This is a genomic window from Chitinilyticum aquatile DSM 21506, from assembly GCF_000430805.1.
Classification (GTDB): Bacteria; Pseudomonadota; Gammaproteobacteria; order Burkholderiales; family Chitinibacteraceae; genus Chitinilyticum; species Chitinilyticum aquatile.
Window position 1 is genome coordinate 74,172 of sequence record NZ_AUMS01000008.1, and the last position, 19,860, is coordinate 94,031.

Sequence of the window (19,860 nt, forward strand, 5' to 3'; positions counted from 1 at the left end):
CTTTGCCATCCTTGACTGGTGATGTTTCAGTCTAGAACGCAGCAAGCACAGTGCAAGTTGCGCAGTATTCCGTCTGGCGGTTCAGCGCAATGACAGACTTTCCTGACAACACCGGTCTGCCAGGGTCTGCTGCAGAGCCCCGTTCAGCGGCAGAATCTGCCAGTTCCGTTCTCCAAGCATCCGCACTGGCAGCAGGCCGAAAAGGCTGTTGCACAACCAGACCTGCTCGGCCTCCAGCAACTCCGCCAGCAGAAAATCACTGGGTATTACCGTATAGCCCTTTTCAGCAAAGAGCTCCATGACAATACCCCGCATCACGCCGGCAACGCCACTCGCCGCCAGCGTCGGGGTCAGCACCTGCCCACCACGCAGAATCAGCACATTGCTGAACACACCTTCGACCACCAGCCCGTCGCGATCCAGCAGCAGCCCCTCGAAAATGGCCGGATCACTCCACTCACGCCGTGCCAGCACATTTTCCAGGCGATTGAGGTGCTTGATACCCGCCAGCGCCGGCTGCCAGCTGGCGCAGGTGTCGCACACGCGAATCACGACGCCTTCATCCCGCAGCGCTGACGGGTAAGCGGGCAAGGGTGCGGCCAGTACCATTCGTGTTGGCAGGATATCCGCCGGTACAGCATAGCCACGCGCCGATTCCCCCCGGCTGACGATGATTTTCACCACCGCATTCTCGACTCCCAGCCGATGAAGGTCCGCCAGCAGCACTTCCTCGCTGGGGCAGGCGATGCCCAGTGCGGCGCAATCCGCTGCCAGCTTTGCATGGTGCCGCGACCAGAATGGCACGCGGCCATCTTGCACCTGCAGCGTACGAAACACGCCATCGCCAAACTGAATAGTCCGATCAGTCAGATTCAGATGATCGGTGGGCTGGCCGTTGACGAGCCTCATCCGGCGACTCCCAGCGCGCGCAGGAGTCCGCGCGCCTTGTGCCGGGTCTCGGTCAGCTCGCGTTCGGCATCCGAGTCGGCAACGATGCCCGCACCGGCACGGAAGTAAAGCCGGTCATCCTGCATCAGGAAGGTGCGGATCAGGATATTCAGATCGAGCGAACCATCCCGGTTGATGTAGCCGAGGCTGCCGGTATAGGCCGCGCGCGGGCGGTCCTCCAGCTCGCGAATGATCTGCATGCAGCGCACCTTGGGACAGCCGGTGATGGTGCCGCCGGGAAACAGCGCACGCAGCACATCGGCCGCCGTCATGCCCGCGCGCAGTTGCGCGCGAATGTTCGATTCGATGTGGTGCACGAAGGCATAGGTTTCCACGGCCATCAATTCATCGACATGCACCGTTCCCGGCACCGCAATCCGGCCGAGATCGTTGCGCTCGAGATCGACGAGCATGATGTGCTCGGCACGTTCCTTGGGCGTATCGATCAGTTGCTGCTTGAGCCGCGCGTCCTCGACCGGATCGGTCGAGCGCGGGTGCGTGCCGGCAATCGGCCGGGTCTGCACCACGCCAACACGCACACTGACCAGACGCTCAGGCGACGAGCTGACAATCTGCACGCTCCCCAGATCCAGCAACGCTGAAAACGGTGCCGGATTGGCCTGGCGCAAGGCGGCAAACACGTCGCACGCCGCACCGGCGGCCAGCGCTACATCCCAGCCCCTGGAGAGGTTCACCTGGAAGACATCGCCGTCGTAAATGTACTGCTTGCAGCGCGCCACCCCGGCCAGAAAGGCGGCCGGATCATCTTCCGTGATCTGAGCAACCTGCAGGGCCTGCGGCAGCCAGGCAGGCGCACCATCCAGCAAGGCCTGCAGCTCGTCGAGTTGCGCGGGCGTCTCAGCCAGCAGCGTCACGGCGCCGCTGGCGCGCTCGACCAGTACGGCAGCCGGGCAGCGAATCAGCGCGGCCAGCGGGGCCGCATCGCCGACACGCGCAGGCACGCTCGGCTCGAAGGTTTCCAGCAGTTCGTAAGCGGCATAGACCAGCCAGCCACCATGAAACGGCAGGCCACATCCGGGCAGGGGCATTTGCGGCAAGGCCGCGAGGTCGGCAACGAACTGCGCCCCTTCGTGGCAAGCGTAGAGGCGCAGCTCCTGCGGCAGCGCGAACAGCATGTCCCAGCCGCTGTCGCGCGCCGATTGCAGAAGCGCGGGGAAATGCGCAGGATCACGGGCGGCCAGCGCCATCAGGTCGAGCCCGGGCGGACCGCTGCGGGTATGAATCTCGGTAGACATGGCGCGCATTCTAGCTTGAAAATGGCCCGAACAGCCCAAGTTCAAGCCCGTGCCATCCGAGGAACTCCGCCATGCTGCTCCGCCTGCTTGCCCCCCTGTTTCTGACGACAGTACTGCTGTACCTGCCCGCACACGCCGCCGGTGTGCAGACGGTGCCAGCCGTCGACTTGCAGCGCTATCTCGGGCACTGGTACGAAATTGCCGCCTTTCCGATGCGCTTTCAGGCGCATTGTGTCGGGGAGACTACGGCACAGTACAGCCTGCGCGACGATGGGCAGATCAGTGTCGTGAACCGCTGCAAGACCGCGAGCGGCGAATTCGACAGCGCCAGCGGGCGCGCGAAAGTCGAGCCCAACAGCGGCAATGCCCGCTTGCGGGTGACCTTTTTCTGGCCCTTCTATGGCGATTACTGGATCATCGGCCTCGACCCGGATTACCAGTGGGCCGTGGTCGGCCACCCGGAGCGCGAGTACCTCTGGATACTGAGCCGCAACCCGCAACTGCCACAGCCAGCGCTGGATGCGGCCCTCGCGAGCGCCAGGGCACAGGGCTACACCCTGGAAAAACTGCGCTATACGCCGCAGTCCACCGCGCCCTGACACTGCGTCGTAAAACGGGGGCAGGCTGTGCTACCACAGTCTGCTCAGGATGACCACCGGACTGCCACGGCGAATACCAATAAGGGTATCAAGCCAAAGCCATTTATATTAAATGGCTACAGATCAATACCCGGCAAGCACTACTGCGGATGCTGCGCATCCATGGCATCGGCCGTATTCAGCAGCGAGGCAATAGCCCGCTCGAAGAGCGGCGCGTCTTCCAGCAGGCGCAGGCGCCCATTGGCCAGCATGCGGCGGAACACGGAAACACTGAGCAGGCTGGGAGCCGCCTCGCCATCGAGCGTGAGAACCATGCTGGATTCGGTCGGGCTCATCCAGCACAGCTTGGCCTTGACCGGCTGGCCAACCAGATTGATTTCGATGGTGACGCCTGCGCGCAGGCTGGCCATCATCTGCGCAACACTGTCTTCCTCCGGCGCGGGCGCATCATTCCGCGCGACATCACTGCGCGCAGCGCTCTCCTCGACCAGGCGGTCGATCTGCCTGAGTTCGACGGCAATTTCGCCAATGGCCTCCTCCAGCAGCACGGGATTGACCGCGTCCAGCGTCACCAGATTGCTGCTGTCGACCTCTTCGGCGGTCTGGCCGATGAAATCGGTAAAGCGGGCGCGCAGCTCGGCCACGCTGGGCACCTGCACGTTGCTGCTGGTGATACGCAGGGCGTGCCGATGCGCATCAACCAGCCAGCTCTGGAAGGCCTGCCTCTGTGCAACAGTCCACGGCGTATGCTGCAAGCCTTCGGTCAGCGTGGCCAGCAGTGACGGAATCATCGTCAGCAGCTCCTGCCGCTCGGCCCGATCCGTCTTGGGAGCGATGCTCCACAGCAGCTCCGGCACCAGCATGCGATAGCGCAAGGCAGTAACGGCATCGTCACGCTCGGCATGTTCGATCGCATAGGCCCAGGTGTTGACGAAGAAATCACGCAACTGGGCGTCCAGCGTAAAGGCGGCCAGCGCCTCGGCCGACTGTGCGCTGACACGCGCATAGCGCAGCGTGCGGCCTTCGGCATGCTCCATGGCCCGGGCGGCGCGATCGACCTTGTCATCCCCGGCACGCAGCTCACGGGCGATGAAGGCGTCAAGCTCGTCCAGCATGCGCGCAAACAGCGCCACATCCTCTTCGTCTTCCGTCAGCAGCGCCTCGATGATGCGGCGAATTTCGGCGGTGATGCGCTCGGCGTTGGGATCCAGCTGCTGCAGGCCTTGGGCAATCGAACCGATGCGGTTGACCAGCAGACGGGCCGGATGGTGTTTCTGCGAGAAGAGTGCCGGATTCTGCAAGGCGGATTTCAGCACCAGCAACTGCAGCCGCCCGAGCTGGGCGCGGATTTCGGCCGGCACCTGACCATCGCGCAGAATGAACTCGAACAGCATCCCGACGATGTCGATGATCATCTGCTCGTTGATGTCTTCGGTCGCCTCGCTGAGCTGCGGGCGCATTTCCAGGATCAGGTTGCGCACCTGCCCCTGCGCATCAAGCAGGGGCTCTTGTCCGGCAATGCTGGCCTGCTGCAGGGTATCGATCGATTGCGTCAATGAGGCCGTCATGGGCTCGCCGGCGCGGCCGGCGCCGCCATGGCCGCTGAACAGCTGCCTGACGGCGTGGCCGATTCCCTGCACGCTGGCAAGCCAGCCACCGTGCTGCGATCCGGAATGGCCGGGTGCTGCCGGCGCATTCATCATGGCATCCATGCCTGACCATGCCTGCGGTGCTGCAGCCGGCATGCCTCCCGCCGGCTCGATACCACCAGCCTGGGCACGCACCAGCTCAAGCAGGCGGTTCAGCCGTTGCGGCCCTGCTGCCTGCGCAGGTGCAACATCAACCGCATGCGGTTGCCCCACGCTGCCCGGATGCATGTCAGCCGCTGCGCTGCCAGCGCTCACGGCCTCGCTGGCCTGCGTTGCAGTCGGCATGTGCCCAGGCAACTGGCGTACCCGCAACTGCAATTGCGCAGCAATGCCCTTGCTCGCCAGCAACTGGTTCAGCTCTTCGTAAATACCGCTGACCTTGCTCATCAGCTCACCCGCCATCACGGCGGTCAGCAGATCGTGCTGTGTGGGCGTCAGCCCGAGGTGCTCGACGGCAAGACTCAGGCAGCGTGAAATCAGGTAGGGGCGGAACGGATTTTCCCGCTCGTTGATATTGTCCTGGTCGAACAGCACCGCCATGCGGATATTGAGGTCGCGCAGCTGCTCTTCGGCCATGTTGCGCATGCGGGTGGTGATTTCGTCGATGCGCAACTCGCCATCAAAGACCGAGGCATCGACCAGCGACAGCGACTGGCTGCTGAACGCCGAGGAAAAGGAAGGCCGGAAGGACGCATAGGCCGTCTGGTAGCTGCGGTTGAGCAAACGCTCCATCGAGGAAATCAGGGATTCCTGGATTTCATGCTCGCGCGACATCAGCACAACGCGGATATCCAGCAGGTCGCGCTGCTCGGTCAGATTGCGGGCGTGATCAGCCATGCCGAACAGCGTTTCCGCCGTACGCCCGGTCAGGCCGTGTACGGCCACATTGAACGCCCGCAAGAACGCAGTCCGGGTTGCGGTGAGCAGTTCGTTCCTGTCCATGGTAACTCGAGATAGGGAAAAGGATTGGCAAAGCCGCGTATTATGCAGGCAGCGAGGCAATTATAGTGCGGGTTTTACATTACCCGCCGACGAAACCCCGGCACTCAGATGCCAAAATGCAAACAGCCACCCGAAGGTGGCTGTCCGTTTTCCGTATTTCGCGACCGTCAGACGCGCTTGAAGACCAGCGTGCCGTTGGTACCACCAAAGCCGAAGGAGTTGGAGATCGCCACGTCGATCTTCATATCGCGAGCGGTATTGGCGCAGTAGTCCAGATCGCAACCGGCCTCGAGATCCTGCTCGTTGAGGTTGATGGTCGGTGGCGAAACCTGGTTGTGCACAGCCAGAATCGAATAGATGGCTTCCACGCCACCGGCGCCGCCCAGCAGGTGGCCGGTCATCGACTTGGTCGAATTCACCACCAGTTTCTTCGCGTGATCGCCAAACGCCAGCTTCAGCGCATTGGTTTCGTTGGCATCGCCCAGCGGGGTCGAGGTGCCATGCGCATTTACATACTGCACCTGGTCGGCGTTGATGCCGGCATCGCGCAGTGCGTTCATCACACCGCGCGCCGGACCTTCGGCGTTCGGCGCGGTGATGTGGTGCGCGTCCGAGCTCATGCCGAAACCGATCAGCTCGGCATAGATCTTGGCGCCGCGCTTGACGGCATGTTCGTATTCTTCCAGCACCAGGACACCGGCACCTTCGCCCATCACGAAGCCATCGCGGCCCTTGTCCCACGGCCGCGAGGCAGTTGCCGGATCATCGTTGCGGGTCGACAGCGCCTTCATCGCGGCAAAACCGCCAACGCCCAGGCGGGAAATCGCGCCTTCGGCACCACCGGCGACCATGATGTCCGCATCGCCGTACTGGATGATGCGCGCAGCATCACCAATGCAGTGGGCACCGGTCGTGCAGGCAGATACGATGCCGTAGCTCGGGCCCTGATAGCCCTTGATGATCGTCACGTGACCTGCGATCAGGTTGATCAGCGAGCCCGGAATGAAGAACGGGCCGATCTTGCGTGGACCGCCTTCCATCAGGTCGACACCGGTGTTTTCGATCAGCGGCAGGCCGCCGATGCCGGAGCCGATATTCACGCCGACGCGTGTCTTGTCGAGATCAGCCACCTCGTCGAGGCCGGCATCGCCAATCGCCTGCAGCGCAGCGGCAATGCCGTAATGGATGAACACATCCATGCGACGCGCATCTTTCGGGCTGATGTACTGGCTGATGTCGAAGTCTTTGACTTCGCCGGCGATCTGGCAGGCCAGGTCGCTGGCATCAAAACGGGTAATACGGCCGATACCGGACTTGCCGGCCAGCAGGTTGGCCCAGCCAGTGGCAACATCGTTGCCGATCGGGGATACATGGCCCAGGCCGGTAACCACTACTCTGCGTTTGGACACGGTGGAGATCTCCAGAACAGTGCCGGCGGCATGTCGCCGGCTGCAGCTGCCCGTCAGAAAGGCAGCGCCAATGCAATAAGACCTCCGCGCTGGCCGGATAAGGGCCAGGGCAGAGGTCTGGGAACGAGACTGCTTACTTGCTCAGGTTGGCAGACACGTAGTCAACTGCTTGCTGAACGGTAGTGATCTTTTCAGCTTCTTCGTCGGGGATTTCGCACTCGAATTCTTCTTCGAGGGCCATCACCAGTTCAACGGTGTCAAGGGAGTCGGCGCCGAGGTCGTTCACGAAGGACGACTCGATCTTGACGTCGGTTTCCGGCACGCCAAGTTGTTCGGCTACGATTTTCTTAACGCGTTGTTCGATGTTTTCCATGGATTTTTCCCAAGCCTTCCTAGCTGTTTGTATGAAAAAGCGACCGCATTCTACCAAAAATCCGTCGTGGTGTAACGACACGGATTTGAAATGGATCAAATGGGCGCAGTCTAACCCAGGCGGGGCGGATTGCAAATATCTCTCCGCCACGCGTCACATTTACTTCATCAAGCCACTGCAGCAATGCCGCAACGGCAGATCAGTTCATGAACATGCCGCCGTTCACGTGCAGCGTATTGCCGGTAATGTAGGCCGCACGATCGGACGCCAGAAAACCGACGGCATCGGCGATGTCCTTCGGCAGACCAAGGCGGCCCAGCGCGATGGCTTCGACCAGCTTCGCCTTCTGCTCTTCCGGCAGCGCCTTGGTCATGTCGGTATCGATGAAACCGGGAGCCACGGCATTGACGGTCACGCCACGGCTGCCGATTTCCTTCGCCAGTGATTTGGTGAAACCGAACAGTGCGGCCTTGGCGGCCGAGTAGTTGGTCTGCCCGGCATTGCCGGTGGCACCGACCACAGAGGCGATATTGATGATGCGCCCCCAGCGGGCCTTCATCATGCCGCGCATCACGGCCTTGCTGAGCTGGTACACCGGCTTGAGATTGGTGGCCATGATGGCGTCCCACTCATCATCCTTCATGCGCATCAGCAGGTTGTCGCGGGTGATGCCGGCATTGTTCACCAGAATGGCAACAGGGCCGTAGTCCTTCTCGATGGCAGCGATGATGCCTTCGCAGGCACCCTCCTCGGTCACGTTCAGGCGCAGACCGGCGCCGGTGGCACCCGCTTCCTTCAGATAAGCGGTAATGGCTTCGGCGCCACTATCGCTGGTTGCGGTGCCGATGACGGTCGCCCCCTGGCTGGCGAGCTCCAGCGCAATGGCCTGGCCGATACCACGGGATGCGCCGGTCACCAGCGCGACTTTGCCTGCAAGACTCATGTTCAAATCCTTGTCATGCGTACCGGACGAGCCGGCATCGTGTATACCTTGTTATCCATACAGCCACAGCCATTACAATAAAATGGCTACAGCCATATACCCTTAGAGAACAGCCTTGAGTTCGTCAAACGCCGCGAGACTGGTCAGCGCCACGTGCTGCGCATCGGCAGCCAGACGCTTGTTCAGGCCAACCAGCACCTTGCCCGGACCGCACTCGGCAATGACGCTCGCACCATCAGCAGCCATCTTCTGCACGGTTTCCACCCAGCGCACCGGCTGATACAGCTGGCGCGTCAGCGCATCGCGGATCTGCGCCGGATCGGTATAGGCCACGACATCGGCATTGTGAATCACCGGGAAGGTCGGCGCGGAAACCGTGATGCCGGCCAGTGCCGCCGCCAACTTCTCGGCGGCCGGCTTCATCAGCGCGCAGTGCGAGGGCACCGACACCGGCAGCGGCAGCGCACGCTTGGCACCCTTCTCCTTGCACAGTGCCATGGCGCGCTCGACCGCAGCCTTGTTGCCGGCGATCACCACCTGGCCCTGCGAATTGAAATTCACGGCTTCGACCACTTCACCCTGCGCGGCATCAGCACACGCGGCCACGATGTCGGCATCGGCCAGACCCAGAATCGCCGCCATCGCACCGACACCTTCCGGCACGGCAGCCTGCATGGCCTCGGCGCGCAGGCGCACCAGACGCACGGCATCGGCAAAGGCGATCGAGCCGGCACACGCCAGCGCGGTGTATTCGCCGAGCGAATGGCCGGCAGCAACAACCGGCAGCGCGCCGCCCTGGGCAGTCCACGCACGGAACACGGCCACGCCGGCGGTCAGCATCAGCGGCTGGGTATTGACGGTGGCATTGATGACGGCCGCGTCGGCATCGGGCTGGATCATCGCCCACAGGTCCTGGCCCAGCGCAGCACTGGCTTCCTCAAAAGTCTGGCGCACGCTGGCATCATCGGCAAAGCCGGCCATCATGCCCAGCGACTGCGAGCCCTGGCCCGGAAATACAAAAGCGAGAGACATGTTTCAGCTCCTATCAGCAAATCGGTCGCCCGGCGCCCGACTCAAAATCAACAATCAGAAACGGGCCAGTACCGAGCCCCAGGCAAAGCCGCCGCCAATGCCTTCCATCAGGATGGTCTGGCCGCGCTGGATGCGTCCGCTCTTCACGCCGGCATCAAGCGCCAGCGGAATCGACGCCGCCGAGGTATTGCCATGCTCGGCGACAGTCACGATGACCTTGCTCATGTCCAGATGCAGGTGCTTGGCGGTGGACTCGATGATGCGGATATTGGCCTGGTGCGGCACCAGCCAGTCAATGTCTTCCTTCGCAAGACCCGCCTTGGCGAGCGTTTCTTCCGCCACCGCCGAGAGCGCCTTGACTGCGAACTTGAAGACCGCACTGCCATCCATGTGCACAAAGGCCTCGCCATCAACGGCATTGGCCACCGGGCGACCCGGTACGTTCAGAATGCCATTGTAGCGGCCGTCGGCGTGCAGGTGCGTAGCCAGAATGCCGGTTTCTTCGTCGGCCTTCAAAACAACCGCACCGGCACCATCACCGAACAGCACGCAGGTATTGCGGTCATCCCAGTTGATGATGTTGGAGACCTTTTCCGCCCCCACGACCACGGCACATTTGGCGGCACCGCTCTTGATGAACTGGTCGGCCGTCGTCAGCGCGTAGACAAAGCCGGCACACACGGCCTGCATGTCGAAGGCCGGAAAACCGTGCACGCCAAGCTTGTTCTGCACGATGCAGGCAGTCGACGGAAAGATGTTGTCCGGCGTGGTGGTTGCCACAATCAGCAGATCGATCTCGTCGGCCGTAACACCCGCACTCTCCAGCGCACGCTGGATGGCAATCAGCGCCATGTCGGAGGTGGTTTCGTCGGCAGCAGCAATGTGGCGCTGGCGGATGCCGGTACGCGCCACGATCCACTCGTCGCTGGTATCGACACGCGCGGCGAGTTCGTGATTGGTCAGGATGCGCTCGGGCAGATAGCTGCCGGTTCCTGCGATACGGGAAAACATACATGTACTCCTTCGGTTTGCGCGGCCCGGGCGGGACTGGCTTGGTCAGCCAGCCGCAGCGGGAGCGGGCGTCGTGTCACCCAGATCGGCAACCTGTTGCTGCACCTGATCGGTAATACGCTGGATCACCCCGGCGCGGGCTTCTTCCACGGCCTGCCTGAGCGCCCAGTAAAACGCCAGTTCGTCGGCACCACCGTGACTCTTGACGACGATGCCGCGCAGGCCCAGCAAGGATGCGCCATTGTAGCGGCGCGGATCAACCCGCTTCTTGAAACGGTTCAATACCGGCATGGCAAAGAGCGCCAGCAGCTTGGAAAGCGGATTGCGGGTGAATTCTTCCCTGATGAATTCCGACATCATTTTCGCCAGCCCCTCGGATGCCTTCAGCGCAATATTCCCGCTGAAGCCATCGCAGGCGACGACGTCGACATTGCCGCTGTAGAGATCGTCCCCCTCGACATTGCCGATGAAATTGAGCGACGTGCGGCGCAACAACTCTGACGCAGCCTTCACCTGCTCGTTGCCCTTCATCTCCTCTTCGCCGACATTGAGCAGGCCGACGCGCGGAGCTGGCACGTGCTGCAGTGCCTCATACAGCGCCGAGCCCATGATGGCAAACTGCACCAGCTGCTCCGGCGTGCAGTCGACATTCGCACCGAGGTCCAGCACACAGGTCTCGCCACCCTTGCGGGTTGGCAGCAGCTTGGCAATCGCGGGACGATCAACACCTGGAATGGTCTTCAGCACGAAGCGGGCCGTGGCCATCAGTGCGCCGGTATTGCCGGCGGAGACGCAGGCATTGGCCTCTCCGGTTTTCACCAGATTGATCGCCACACGCATGGAAGAATCTTTCTTGTTCTTCATGGCGGACTGCGGCGACTCGTCCATGGTGACGACTTCGCTGGCGGCATGAATGCGCAGGCGCGGGCCGACTTCGGCATGGTGCGCCTTGAGTTCGGCAGCGATGGCATCGGAAAGACCCACCAGCACCACATCCACTTCGCTATATTCGCGCAGGAATCGCAATACGGCAGGAACGGTCACATGCGTACCGTGATCACCACCCATTGCGTCGACAGCTACTGTAATTTCCATCAGCTTTCCAGAATGACGAACGGCGCAAACAGGTCAATCCTGTTTGCGCCGTCAGATAACCCTTTGCTTGCGCAAGGATTAAGGGATTACTCGGCCTTGGCCTTGACCACGCGACGGCCCTTGTAGAAGCCATCCGGGCTGACGTGGTGGGGACGATGCACGGTGCCGCGCTCGTCAACGGCGATCGCCGGAGCGGTCAGGAAATCGTGGGCGCGGTGCATACCACGCTTGGACGGGGACTTTTTATTCTGTTGAACGGCCATGATTACTACTCCTTGAAAACCAGTTTTTCAGTTTCAGTTATTCCGCTTTCCTGGTTTTCAATTGAGCCAGGACAGCAAACGGATTCGGTTTGTCGGACACCACCACCACGTCGCTTTCGCCGCAGCGGTCATGCCGTGGCGCGAACGGCAGCGCCAGCAATACTTCTTCTTCTACCAGCGCAAGCACATCCAGCGCCGGATCGATGACAAGGCCCTCAAGATCGTCGTCGGCCTGTTCGGCCTCGTCCAGAGTTGCTTCGTCGGCAAACAGTGTCAGCACCGTTTCGCAGTCGAGCTTGAAATCCATCGCCTGCAGGCAGCGCTGACAGGCCAGCTGCACTTTGCCGTTGACAGAAAGATACAGCCACGGGCGCTCGAGCTTGTCGACGCCGCCCTGCAACTCCCAATCCAGCTCGGTAGTACCGTCAAGCACCACTTCCGCCAGCCTTGGCAGTTCAGAAACAGCAATCCGGCCAGACAGCTGCGCACGGGAAACCGCGAATTCTGCGCTATCAATCACTGGCATGGCAAGCATAGGCTCCCGAGAAACCGCGCATGATACAATGCTGCCCACGCCACTGTCAAAAGCTTCCGCACTCCTGATCCGATGAATATGCCGAAAAAACAAGCCCCTTCCGCACTGCCGCTCGTTCTCGCCTCAACATCGCCCTATCGCCGCGAACTGCTGCAGCGCCTTGCCATCCCTTTCGACGTGGCCAGCCCCGCTATCGATGAAACGCCGCTGCCGGGTGAAACGGCGCACGCCACCAGCCTGCGGCTGGCCATCGCCAAGGCCCAGGTTTTGCGCGACCGTTTTCCCGCCCACCTGCTGATCGGCTCCGATCAGGTCGCGCTGCTCGACGGCGTGCAGCTCGGCAAACCGGGCACACACGAGCGCGCCGTCGAACAGCTGCAAATGATGCGCGGGCGCACCATCGAATTCCACACCGCGCTGGCGCTCTACAACAGCCAGAGCGGCCACACGCAGACCCACGTCGACATCACCCGCGTGGTAATGCGCGATTACGATGACGACACCATCGAGCGCTACCTGCGACATGAACAGCCCTACAATTGCGCCGGCAGCGCCAAGACCGAGGGACTGGGCGTCATCCTGATCGCGCGCATCGACAACAGTGACCCGTCCGCCATCATCGGCCTGCCCATGATTGCGCTGACTGCAATGCTGCTGGAAGAAGGAGTGCAACTGGTATGAAAGGCACCCTCTATCTGATTCCCACACCTCTGGGTGGCGACACGCTGACCGACATTCTGCCGGCCGACGTCATCGGCATCGCGCAAAAGCTCACGCATTTCATCGTCGAGGCGCCGAAAACCGCTCGCGCGCATCTGAAACTGTTCGGCACGCCACACGAGCTGCGCAGCCTGTGGATGCAGGAACTCAACGAGCACAGCAAGGATGCCGAACTCAATGGCCTCCTCGAACCACTGCTGGCCGGCCACGATGTCGGCCTGATGAGCGAGGCTGGCTGCCCGGGCGTGGCCGACCCCGGCGCCAATCTGGTGCGCCTCGCGCATCGCAAGGACATCCGCGTGCTGCCACTGGTCGGTCCCTCGTCGATTCTGCTCGCGCTGATGGGCTCGGGCGCCAACGGCCAGAAATTTCGCTTCAACGGCTACCTGCCCGCCAATGAAGCCGAGCGCAGCACGGCAATCAAAACGCTGGAAGCCAGCTCGCAGAAGGAAAAACAGGCCGAGCTCTTTATCGAGACGCCGTATCGCAACAAAGCGCTCTTTGATGCACTGCTGGCAACCGCACGCCCACAGACACTGCTCACCGTTGCCTGCAACCTCAGCCTGCCGGACCAGTACCTGAACAGCCAGACCGTGGCCGACTGGAAGCGCAGCCCGGCTCCCGACCTGCACAAGAAACCGACCGTCTTCGTGCTCTACGCCGCCTGATACCGCTCCATCCGCAAGTGCTTTCCCGCAGCAGCCGGGAAAGCACTTGCGACCCAAACCATGCCGCTGCCGCATGACCCGCCCTCTCCTGCAGCCCTACGCCCCGCCCTACCCCGCCAAATACACCATACCGTATATGGCCACAGCCTTTTTACCTGAATGGCTGAGACCATATACCCACGCCAAGTTCGAAGCTGCGAATTGCAGTGCAATGCTGTAGCCGCGAGTTATTCATTCCCAACGCCAGCTCAGAAATCAGCGAGCCAGATTACGCCTCAGCACCAAGAAAGCAAGCTCAAAACCACTCGTAAGACAAAGCCGCATAAGGTATTTCCGTAGTCGGATTGCTTTGACTACATATTGTTGATATAAATCAATTCTAGTTGCTGATTACGGTTTAGCATGGAATCAGATCACGGCAGAGCGTCTTTAATGCCAAGCAGTGACAACAAAACAGTCATACAACGGATGAACAAGGAGTCGCACATGACCAGGATTCTGGTAGTCGGCAGCATCAATATGGATCTGGTCACCACGGCCAGCCAGTTCCCCCGGCCGGGAGAAACGCTCACCGGGCAGGGCTTCGCTACCTACCCCGGTGGCAAGGGAGCCAACCAGGCCGTGGCCGCCGCACGACTGGGCGCCGAGGTCAGCATGCTGGGCTGCGTGGGCAACGATGCCTTTGGTACGGAGCTGAGGCAGACACTGCACCGCGAAGGCATTGATACACAATGGGTTTTCACGACAGACAAGCACCCCACCGGCATCGCCAGCATCACCGTCTGTGACGCGGAAAATGCCATCATCGTCGTCCCCGGCGCCAATCACGCACTCACCCCGCAGCACATGCAGGATGCCGAAGCAGCCTTCGCCAGCGCGGACATCGTACTGGCGCAACTGGAGGTCCCGCTGGCCACCGTCACCGCAGCCGCGCAACAGGCAAAGAAGCATGGCAAACCCTTCTTCCTGAATCCTGCACCCGCCGTAGTGCTGCCGGAATCACTACTTGATCTGGTTTCGCTGCTCACACCCAATGAATACGAACTAGCGCTGGCACTGAACGATCACGCCGCCAGCTGGCAGGCACTGTTTGCGCGCCTGCCCGGCCGAGTGGTGATGACGCAGGGCAAGGCCGGCGCGAGCTACAGCACATCCGATGCCGGCATTCTGGCGCAAGCGGGCTTTGCGGTCAGCGCAGTGGATACCACCGGCGCGGGCGACACCTTCAACGGCGCACTGGCGACCTTCTGGCACCTCGGCGCGGCGGAGGCCATGCGCCGCGCGTGTGCCGCCGGAGCCTTGTCCGTCACCAAGCCCGGCGCACAAAGCGGCATGCCGACCCTTGCCGAACTGGATTCCTTCCTGGAGCAGCAGTCATGAAAAAACACGGCATCCTGAACCGGGACATTGCCCGGGTTCTCGCCAGCATGGGGCATACCGATTCGATTGTCATCGCCGACTGCGGCCTGCCGATTCCAGCTGGCGTCGAGTGCATCGACCTGTCGCTTTCGATTGGCACACCGGATTTCTTCAGCGTGGTGGACTACGTGCTGGCAGATTTCCAGTGCGAAAAGGCGCTGTTTGCCAGCGAGGCTCGCGAGAAAAATCCGGCAGTGGTCGAATGCGCCGAGGCCATGGCCGCCACCGGCTGTGAAATCAGCATGGTACCGCACGAAGAATTCAAGGCGGCCACGCGCCATGCGCGCGCCATCATCCGCACCGGCGAGGCCACGCCGTACGCCAACGTCGTGCTGTATTCAGGCGTGATCTTTTAAAGAGCCGGGAGAACATCATGCAAATCCGCATGCATGGCATCAACAAGGCGTTCGGCCCGGTCCGGGTGCTCGAAGGCGTGGAATTCCGGCTTGGTGCCGGTGAAATCCACGCGCTGATGGGCGAAAACGGCGCGGGCAAATCGACGCTGATGAAGATTCTTTGCGGGGTGTATCAGGCTGACGCGGGCGGCATCGAAGTCGACGATCACCCGGTACACATCCGCAACACCCGCGACGCCGAGCATCTCGGCATCGCCATCATCCATCAGGAACTGAACCTCATCCCGCAGCTGTCGGTGATGGAAAACATGTTCCTTGGCCGCGAGCCGCGCCGCTTTGGCGTGATCGACACCGCCACCATGAAGAAAAACTGCCGCGAGTACCTGAAGCTGCTGGGCACCGAGCAGATTGACCCGGAATGTGAAGCCGGCCTGCTGTCGATCGGCCAGCAGCAGATGGTCGAAATCGCCAAGGCGCTGTCGCTGAACGCGCAGGTGCTGATCATGGACGAGCCGACCGCAGCGCTGACCGACCGTGAAATCGAACTGCTGTTCGGCATCATGACCGACCTGAAGAACCGCGGCGTCGGCATCGTTTACGTGTCGCACCGCATGGAAGAAATCTTCCGCATCTGCGACAAGATTTCGGTATTGCGCGACGGCCAGTTCGTCGGCGAGCGTCGCATCGTCGACACCGGCTTCGATGAAATCGTGCGCATGATGGTCGGTCGCGAAATCGGCGAACGCTTCCCCACCCGCAGCGTCACGCTGGGCGAGGAACGCTTCCGCGTCGAACAGCTGGCCGACGAAGGCCAGATCAGCGACATCAGCTTTTCCGTCCGCGCAGGGGAAGTGCTGGGCGTAGCCGGCCTGATGGGCGCGGGACGCAGTGAAATCCTGAAAACGCTGTTTGGCATCAACCGCAAGACCAATGGTTCTGTGAGTCTGGAAGGCATACCCCTCAATATCACCAAACCGCACGAGGCCATTGCCGCCGGCATCGGCTTTGTCACGGAAGACCGCAAGAGCCAGGGGCTGGTGCTGTCGATGTCGGTGCGCGAGAACATCACGCTCACCAATCTGGGCGGTTACGCCAGGGCCGGCGTGGTGAATGGTGGCGCGGAAAGCCGTTCGGTCGGCAAGCAGATCGAACGCCTGAAAATCCGCACGCGCGACGCCGAGCTCGACGTGAAATCGCTCTCGGGCGGCAACCAGCAGAAAGTGGTTTTCGCGAAGTGGCTGGAAATTGCGCCCAAGGTGCTGCTGCTCGACGAGCCCACCCGCGGTGTCGATGTCGGCGGCAAGGCCGAGATCTACCACATCATCAACGAACTCGCCGGACAGGGCGTCGCCATCGTGATGGTGTCGTCCGAACTGCCGGAAGTGCTGGCGATGAGCGACCGCATCCTCGTCATGCACCAGGGCCGGCAGGCCGGCATTTTCGACGCTAAAACAGCAACCCAGGAATCCATCATGGCCGCTGCGGCCGGAGGTCAATCATGACAGCCCAACAAAAAGCCCTGCTCCAGAAGCTCGGCCCCTTCATCGCACTCCTCGTCGTCTCGGCCGGCCTCGCCGTCATGAGCCCGGACTTCCTGACCGTGGGCAACCTGCTCAACGTGATGCGCCAGGTCTCGATCAACGCGCTGATTGCCTTCGGCATGACGCTGGTGATCCTGCTGGGCGGCATCGACCTCTCGGTCGGCTCGATTCTCGCGCTGTCCTCGGTCTTCACCGCGATGCTGATCGCCAACTTCGGTATTGATCCGGTGGCGGCCACCTGCATCGGTGTGGCTGCCGGCGCGGCCATGGGTGCGGCTAACGGACTGATCATCGCCAAGGGCAAGGTGGCACCGTTCATCGCCACGCTCGCGACGATGACCATCCTGCGCGGCCTGTCGCTGCAATTCTCCGAGGGCCGTCCGGTCACCGGGCTGAACAGCGATTTCTTCAGCATGCTGGGCGGCGGCTACATCGCCAACCTGATCCCGATTCCGGTGGTCGGCATGCTGGTGATGTTCGGCGTGTTCTGGTTCGTGCTGAAGAAAACCGTGTTCGGCCGCCATGTGTACGCCGTGGGCGGCAACGAGGAAGCCTCGCGCCTGTCCGGCCTGTCGGTCGACAGCGTGAAAATCTGGGTCTACACCATTTCCGGCGCCATGAGCGCGATGGCCGGCATCATCCTCACCTCGCGCCTGAACTCGGCACAGCCGACCGCCGGTGCAGGTTATGAGCTGGACGCGATTGCGGCAGTCGTGCTGGGCGGCACCAGCCTCACTGGTGGCCGTGGCTGGATCTTCGGCACGCTGGTCGGCGCACTGCTGATCGGTGTACTCAGCAACGGCCTGAACCTGCTGGGCGTATCGAGCTTCTACCAGCTGGTGGTCAAGGGCATCGTGATTCTGCTGGCAGTGCTGATGGATCGCGGCGGCAAGAAGTAAGCGCATTCGCTTTTCGCGGTCGCCGGCGGCAACACCGGCGGCCGCACAAGAAGAAAGCCGGGGTATAGACACCCGGCCCTTGCAAGTAGTTGGTTACAAAGCAATACCCACAATACTATTTCTTCAGGAGTCGATACCATGAATCGTTTTCTTTCCCCCTTGCTGATTGGTCTCTTGGCCGCCGGCCTTGTTGCCTGCTCGAAACAGGGCCCGGATGCGGCTCAGCCGGCCGCCAGCGCGGCACCGGCTGCCAGCACGGAAGGCGCCGCCGTTGGCCTGGCGATTTCCACGCTGAACAACCCCTTCTTTGTCAGCCTGAAAGACGGCGCCGAAGCCGAAGCCAAGGCACAAGGTGTCACGCTGATCACCGTCGACGCGCAGAATGATGCGGCCAAGCAGATTTCCAATATCGAAGACCTGATCCAGAAAAAGGTGAAAGTCATCCTGATCAATCCGGCCGATTCGGACGCTGTGGCCGGTGTCGTCAAGCAGGCCACTGACGCCGGCATCAAGGTGGTGTCGCTCGACCGCAGCGTGAACGGCGCCGAAGTCACCAGCCACATTGCGTCGGACAACAAGGCTGGCGGCAAGCTGGCAGCGGAATTCCTGCTGGAAAAGATCGGCGGCAAGGGTAATGTCGTCGAACTGGAAGGCATCCCGGGCTCCAGCGCTGCACGCGAACGTGGTGAAGGCTTCAATGCCGGTATCGCCGGCAAGACCGACGTGAAGGTCGTGGCCAAGCAGCCGGCTGACTTCGACCGCGCCAAGGGCCTCTCGGTGATGGAGAACATCCTGCAGGGCAACAAGAACATCGTCGGCGTGTTTGCGCATAACGACGAAATGGCGCTCGGTGCCATCAAGGCCATCGAAGCAGCCGGCGTGAAGAATGTCGTCGTCGTCGGTTTTGACGCCACTGCCGATGCGGTTGCCGCCGTGAAAGAAGGTAAAATGGCCGCCACCGTGCAGCAGAAACCCGATCTGATCGGCAAGATGGGCGTGGAAACCGCCAAGAAGCTGATCGACGGCCAGACCGTTGAAAAGAGCATTCCGGTACCGCTGGATCTCGTGAAGCAATAAGCGGCTGCGTGCCCCGCCTGCCGGGGCAGACTTGCTGCGGCCGGTGCTCTGCACCGGCCTTTTTCATTTCAGGGATGGGCTAATGAGCCAGTTCGAACGCCTCACCATTGACGACATCGCCAGACTCGCCGGCGTCTCGAAAACCACCGCCAGCATGGTGCTCAACGGGCGCGCGGCGGAGTACCGCATCGCAGCGGCAACGCGCGACCGCGTGCTGGCTGTCGCCGCCGAACACCATTTCAGCCCTTCCCAGTCGGCGCGCACGCTGCGCAGCCGCAGCAGTGGCACGCTGGGGCTGGTCGTGCCCGAACTCACCAACTTTGCGCATGCGATGCTCGCACAGGAGCTGGAAATCCAGGCGCGGGCACTCGGCTATCAATTATTGCTGGTCACCAGTGACGACGATCCGGAACGCGAGTATGAGGGCATCCGCCATCTGCTGTCGCGCCAGGTCGACGGCCTGCTGGTCATTCCCTGCGCAGTGACGCCCGGTCATTACGAGCGTTACGCCAGGCGCACGCCGCTGGTGCTGGTCGACCGCCGCGTGCCCGGCAGCACGCTGCCTTTCGTTGTGACGGCGGCCGAGGACCGGGTGGCCGATCTGGTATGCGAACTGGCCACGGCTCCCGGCGTGAACGAGGTGGTGTTTTTCGGTGGCCAGCCCGGTTTCTCGCCCAGTATCGACCGCCTGGCCGGCTACCGCGCCGGGCTGGCGCGCGCAGGCCTTGCCGAGCAGGATGGCTGGGTGTGGCAGCGCACCTTCCAGCGCCAGTCCGGAGCCGAGTTGATGGCTGCCTGCCACGCCGCGCTGGGCCACTATCCGCAGGTGATTTTTGCCGCGTCGATCACGCTGCTGGAAGGCGTGCTGGCCTATATGAAGGAACACCAGCTCTTTCGCACGCCGCCACGGCTGGCGTCCTTCGATAACCACGATCTGCTGGATTGCCTTCCGGTCGCGGTCGACAGCGTCGTGCAGGATAGCGCGGGGCTGGCGGCGGCGGCACTCGCGCGCGTGCTGGCATTGCGCGAGGGGCTGGCGGTGGCGCCTGAGTGGGTGCCGGCCAGGCTGCTGCGCCGCTCGGAACAGCCCGGCTAGCCCGGCCAGGTCAGCCGCAGGCTTAATAC

20 protein-coding genes are annotated in these 19,860 nt (G+C 62.0%); 9 read left to right on the forward strand and 11 right to left on the reverse strand.

All coding sequences use genetic code 11. The annotated features are described in order from the left end of the window. Positions 1-81: 81 nt before the first annotated feature. Complete coding sequence (gene pabC, locus H559_RS0107040) at positions 82-909, reverse strand: aminodeoxychorismate lyase (RefSeq protein WP_028452121.1); 828 nt, start codon at positions 907-909, stop codon at positions 82-84. Then, positions 906-2,204 carry an aminodeoxychorismate synthase component I gene (locus H559_RS0107045; protein ID WP_051279111.1) on the reverse strand — a complete coding sequence of 433 codons (1,299 nt, stop codon included), beginning with the start codon at positions 2,202-2,204 and terminating at the stop codon, positions 906-908. The genes pabC and H559_RS0107045 overlap by 4 nt, the downstream gene beginning before the upstream one ends. A gap of 71 nt (positions 2,205-2,275) precedes the next feature. Between H559_RS0107045 and H559_RS0107050 the strand changes: the two genes are divergently transcribed. Next, on the forward strand, positions 2,276-2,803 hold the full coding sequence (locus H559_RS0107050; RefSeq protein WP_051279043.1) for a lipocalin family protein: 528 nt from the start codon (positions 2,276-2,278) through the stop codon (positions 2,801-2,803). Between the two features lie 140 nt (positions 2,804-2,943). On the opposite strand, the gene H559_RS0107055 is transcribed toward H559_RS0107050, so the two are convergent. The 9 genes from H559_RS0107055 to H559_RS0107095 all read right to left on the reverse strand — a co-directional run bounded on the left by H559_RS0107055 (position 2,944) and on the right by H559_RS0107095 (position 12,046). Beyond that, positions 2,944-5,394 (reverse strand): DUF1631 family protein, encoded by a 2,451-nt coding sequence (locus H559_RS0107055; RefSeq protein WP_028452124.1) that lies wholly within the window; start codon positions 5,392-5,394, stop codon positions 2,944-2,946. A 167-nt stretch (positions 5,395-5,561) separates the two neighbouring features. Continuing rightward, the gene (fabF, locus tag H559_RS0107060) at positions 5,562-6,803 is read right to left on the reverse strand and encodes a beta-ketoacyl-ACP synthase II (protein ID WP_028452125.1); all 1,242 of its coding nucleotides are present in this window, start codon (positions 6,801-6,803) and stop codon (positions 5,562-5,564) included. A gap of 133 nt (positions 6,804-6,936) precedes the next feature. Next, positions 6,937-7,176 carry an acyl carrier protein gene (gene acpP, locus H559_RS0107065; RefSeq protein ID WP_028452126.1) on the reverse strand — a complete coding sequence of 80 codons (240 nt, stop codon included), beginning with the start codon at positions 7,174-7,176 and terminating at the stop codon, positions 6,937-6,939. A 199-nt stretch (positions 7,177-7,375) separates the two neighbouring features. Further along, positions 7,376-8,119 carry a 3-oxoacyl-ACP reductase FabG gene (fabG, locus tag H559_RS0107070; protein WP_028452127.1) on the reverse strand — a complete coding sequence of 248 codons (744 nt, stop codon included), beginning with the start codon at positions 8,117-8,119 and terminating at the stop codon, positions 7,376-7,378. Positions 8,120-8,221: 102 nt separating this feature from the next. Next, on the reverse strand, positions 8,222-9,151 hold the full coding sequence (gene fabD / locus H559_RS0107075; RefSeq protein ID WP_028452128.1) for an ACP S-malonyltransferase: 930 nt from the start codon (positions 9,149-9,151) through the stop codon (positions 8,222-8,224). Between the two features lie 54 nt (positions 9,152-9,205). Continuing rightward, a complete protein-coding gene (locus H559_RS0107080) occupies positions 9,206-10,162 on the reverse strand; it encodes a beta-ketoacyl-ACP synthase III (protein ID WP_028452129.1) in 957 nt (318 codons plus the stop codon). 45 nt (positions 10,163-10,207) lie between these two features. Next, entirely contained in the window at positions 10,208-11,257 is a 1,050-nt protein-coding gene (gene plsX / locus H559_RS0107085) for a phosphate acyltransferase PlsX (protein WP_028452130.1), read from the reverse strand. Positions 11,258-11,343: 86 nt separating this feature from the next. Beyond that, entirely contained in the window at positions 11,344-11,520 is a 177-nt protein-coding gene (rpmF, locus tag H559_RS0107090; protein WP_028452131.1) for a 50S ribosomal protein L32, read from the reverse strand. Positions 11,521-11,557: 37 nt separating this feature from the next. Continuing rightward, complete coding sequence (locus H559_RS0107095) at positions 11,558-12,046, reverse strand: YceD family protein (protein ID WP_245579343.1); 489 nt, start codon at positions 12,044-12,046, stop codon at positions 11,558-11,560. Between the two features lie 87 nt (positions 12,047-12,133). On the opposite strand from H559_RS0107095, the gene H559_RS0107100 reads away from it, so the two are divergent. From H559_RS0107100 to H559_RS0107135, 8 genes are all read left to right on the forward strand, one after another. Beyond that, positions 12,134-12,736: a Maf family nucleotide pyrophosphatase gene (locus H559_RS0107100; RefSeq protein WP_034640124.1), complete on the forward strand. Its 603-nt coding sequence runs from the start codon at positions 12,134-12,136 to the stop codon at positions 12,734-12,736. Continuing rightward, complete coding sequence (locus tag H559_RS0107105; protein WP_028452134.1) at positions 12,733-13,443, forward strand: SAM-dependent methyltransferase; 711 nt, start codon at positions 12,733-12,735, stop codon at positions 13,441-13,443. The genes H559_RS0107100 and H559_RS0107105 overlap by 4 nt, the downstream gene beginning before the upstream one ends. 486 nt (positions 13,444-13,929) lie before the next feature. Continuing rightward, positions 13,930-14,823 carry a ribokinase gene (gene rbsK / locus H559_RS0107110; RefSeq protein ID WP_028452135.1) on the forward strand — a complete coding sequence of 298 codons (894 nt, stop codon included), beginning with the start codon at positions 13,930-13,932 and terminating at the stop codon, positions 14,821-14,823. After that, positions 14,820-15,218, forward strand: a complete 399-nt coding sequence (rbsD, locus tag H559_RS0107115) for a D-ribose pyranase (RefSeq protein WP_028452136.1) — start codon at positions 14,820-14,822, stop codon at positions 15,216-15,218. Before rbsK ends, rbsD begins: the two co-directional genes overlap by 4 nt. A gap of 17 nt (positions 15,219-15,235) precedes the next feature. Then, positions 15,236-16,720, forward strand: a complete 1,485-nt coding sequence (locus H559_RS0107120; RefSeq protein ID WP_028452137.1) for a sugar ABC transporter ATP-binding protein — start codon at positions 15,236-15,238, stop codon at positions 16,718-16,720. Then, positions 16,717-17,658, forward strand: a complete 942-nt coding sequence (locus H559_RS0107125; RefSeq protein ID WP_028452138.1) for an ABC transporter permease subunit — start codon at positions 16,717-16,719, stop codon at positions 17,656-17,658. The genes H559_RS0107120 and H559_RS0107125 overlap by 4 nt, the downstream gene beginning before the upstream one ends. 138 nt (positions 17,659-17,796) lie before the next feature. Continuing rightward, positions 17,797-18,735 carry a ribose ABC transporter substrate-binding protein RbsB gene (gene rbsB / locus H559_RS0107130; RefSeq protein WP_028452139.1) on the forward strand — a complete coding sequence of 313 codons (939 nt, stop codon included), beginning with the start codon at positions 17,797-17,799 and terminating at the stop codon, positions 18,733-18,735. A gap of 82 nt (positions 18,736-18,817) precedes the next feature. Next, the gene (locus H559_RS0107135) at positions 18,818-19,831 is read left to right on the forward strand and encodes a LacI family DNA-binding transcriptional regulator (protein ID WP_028452140.1); all 1,014 of its coding nucleotides are present in this window, start codon (positions 18,818-18,820) and stop codon (positions 19,829-19,831) included. The last annotated feature ends 29 nt before the right edge of the window (positions 19,832-19,860 follow it).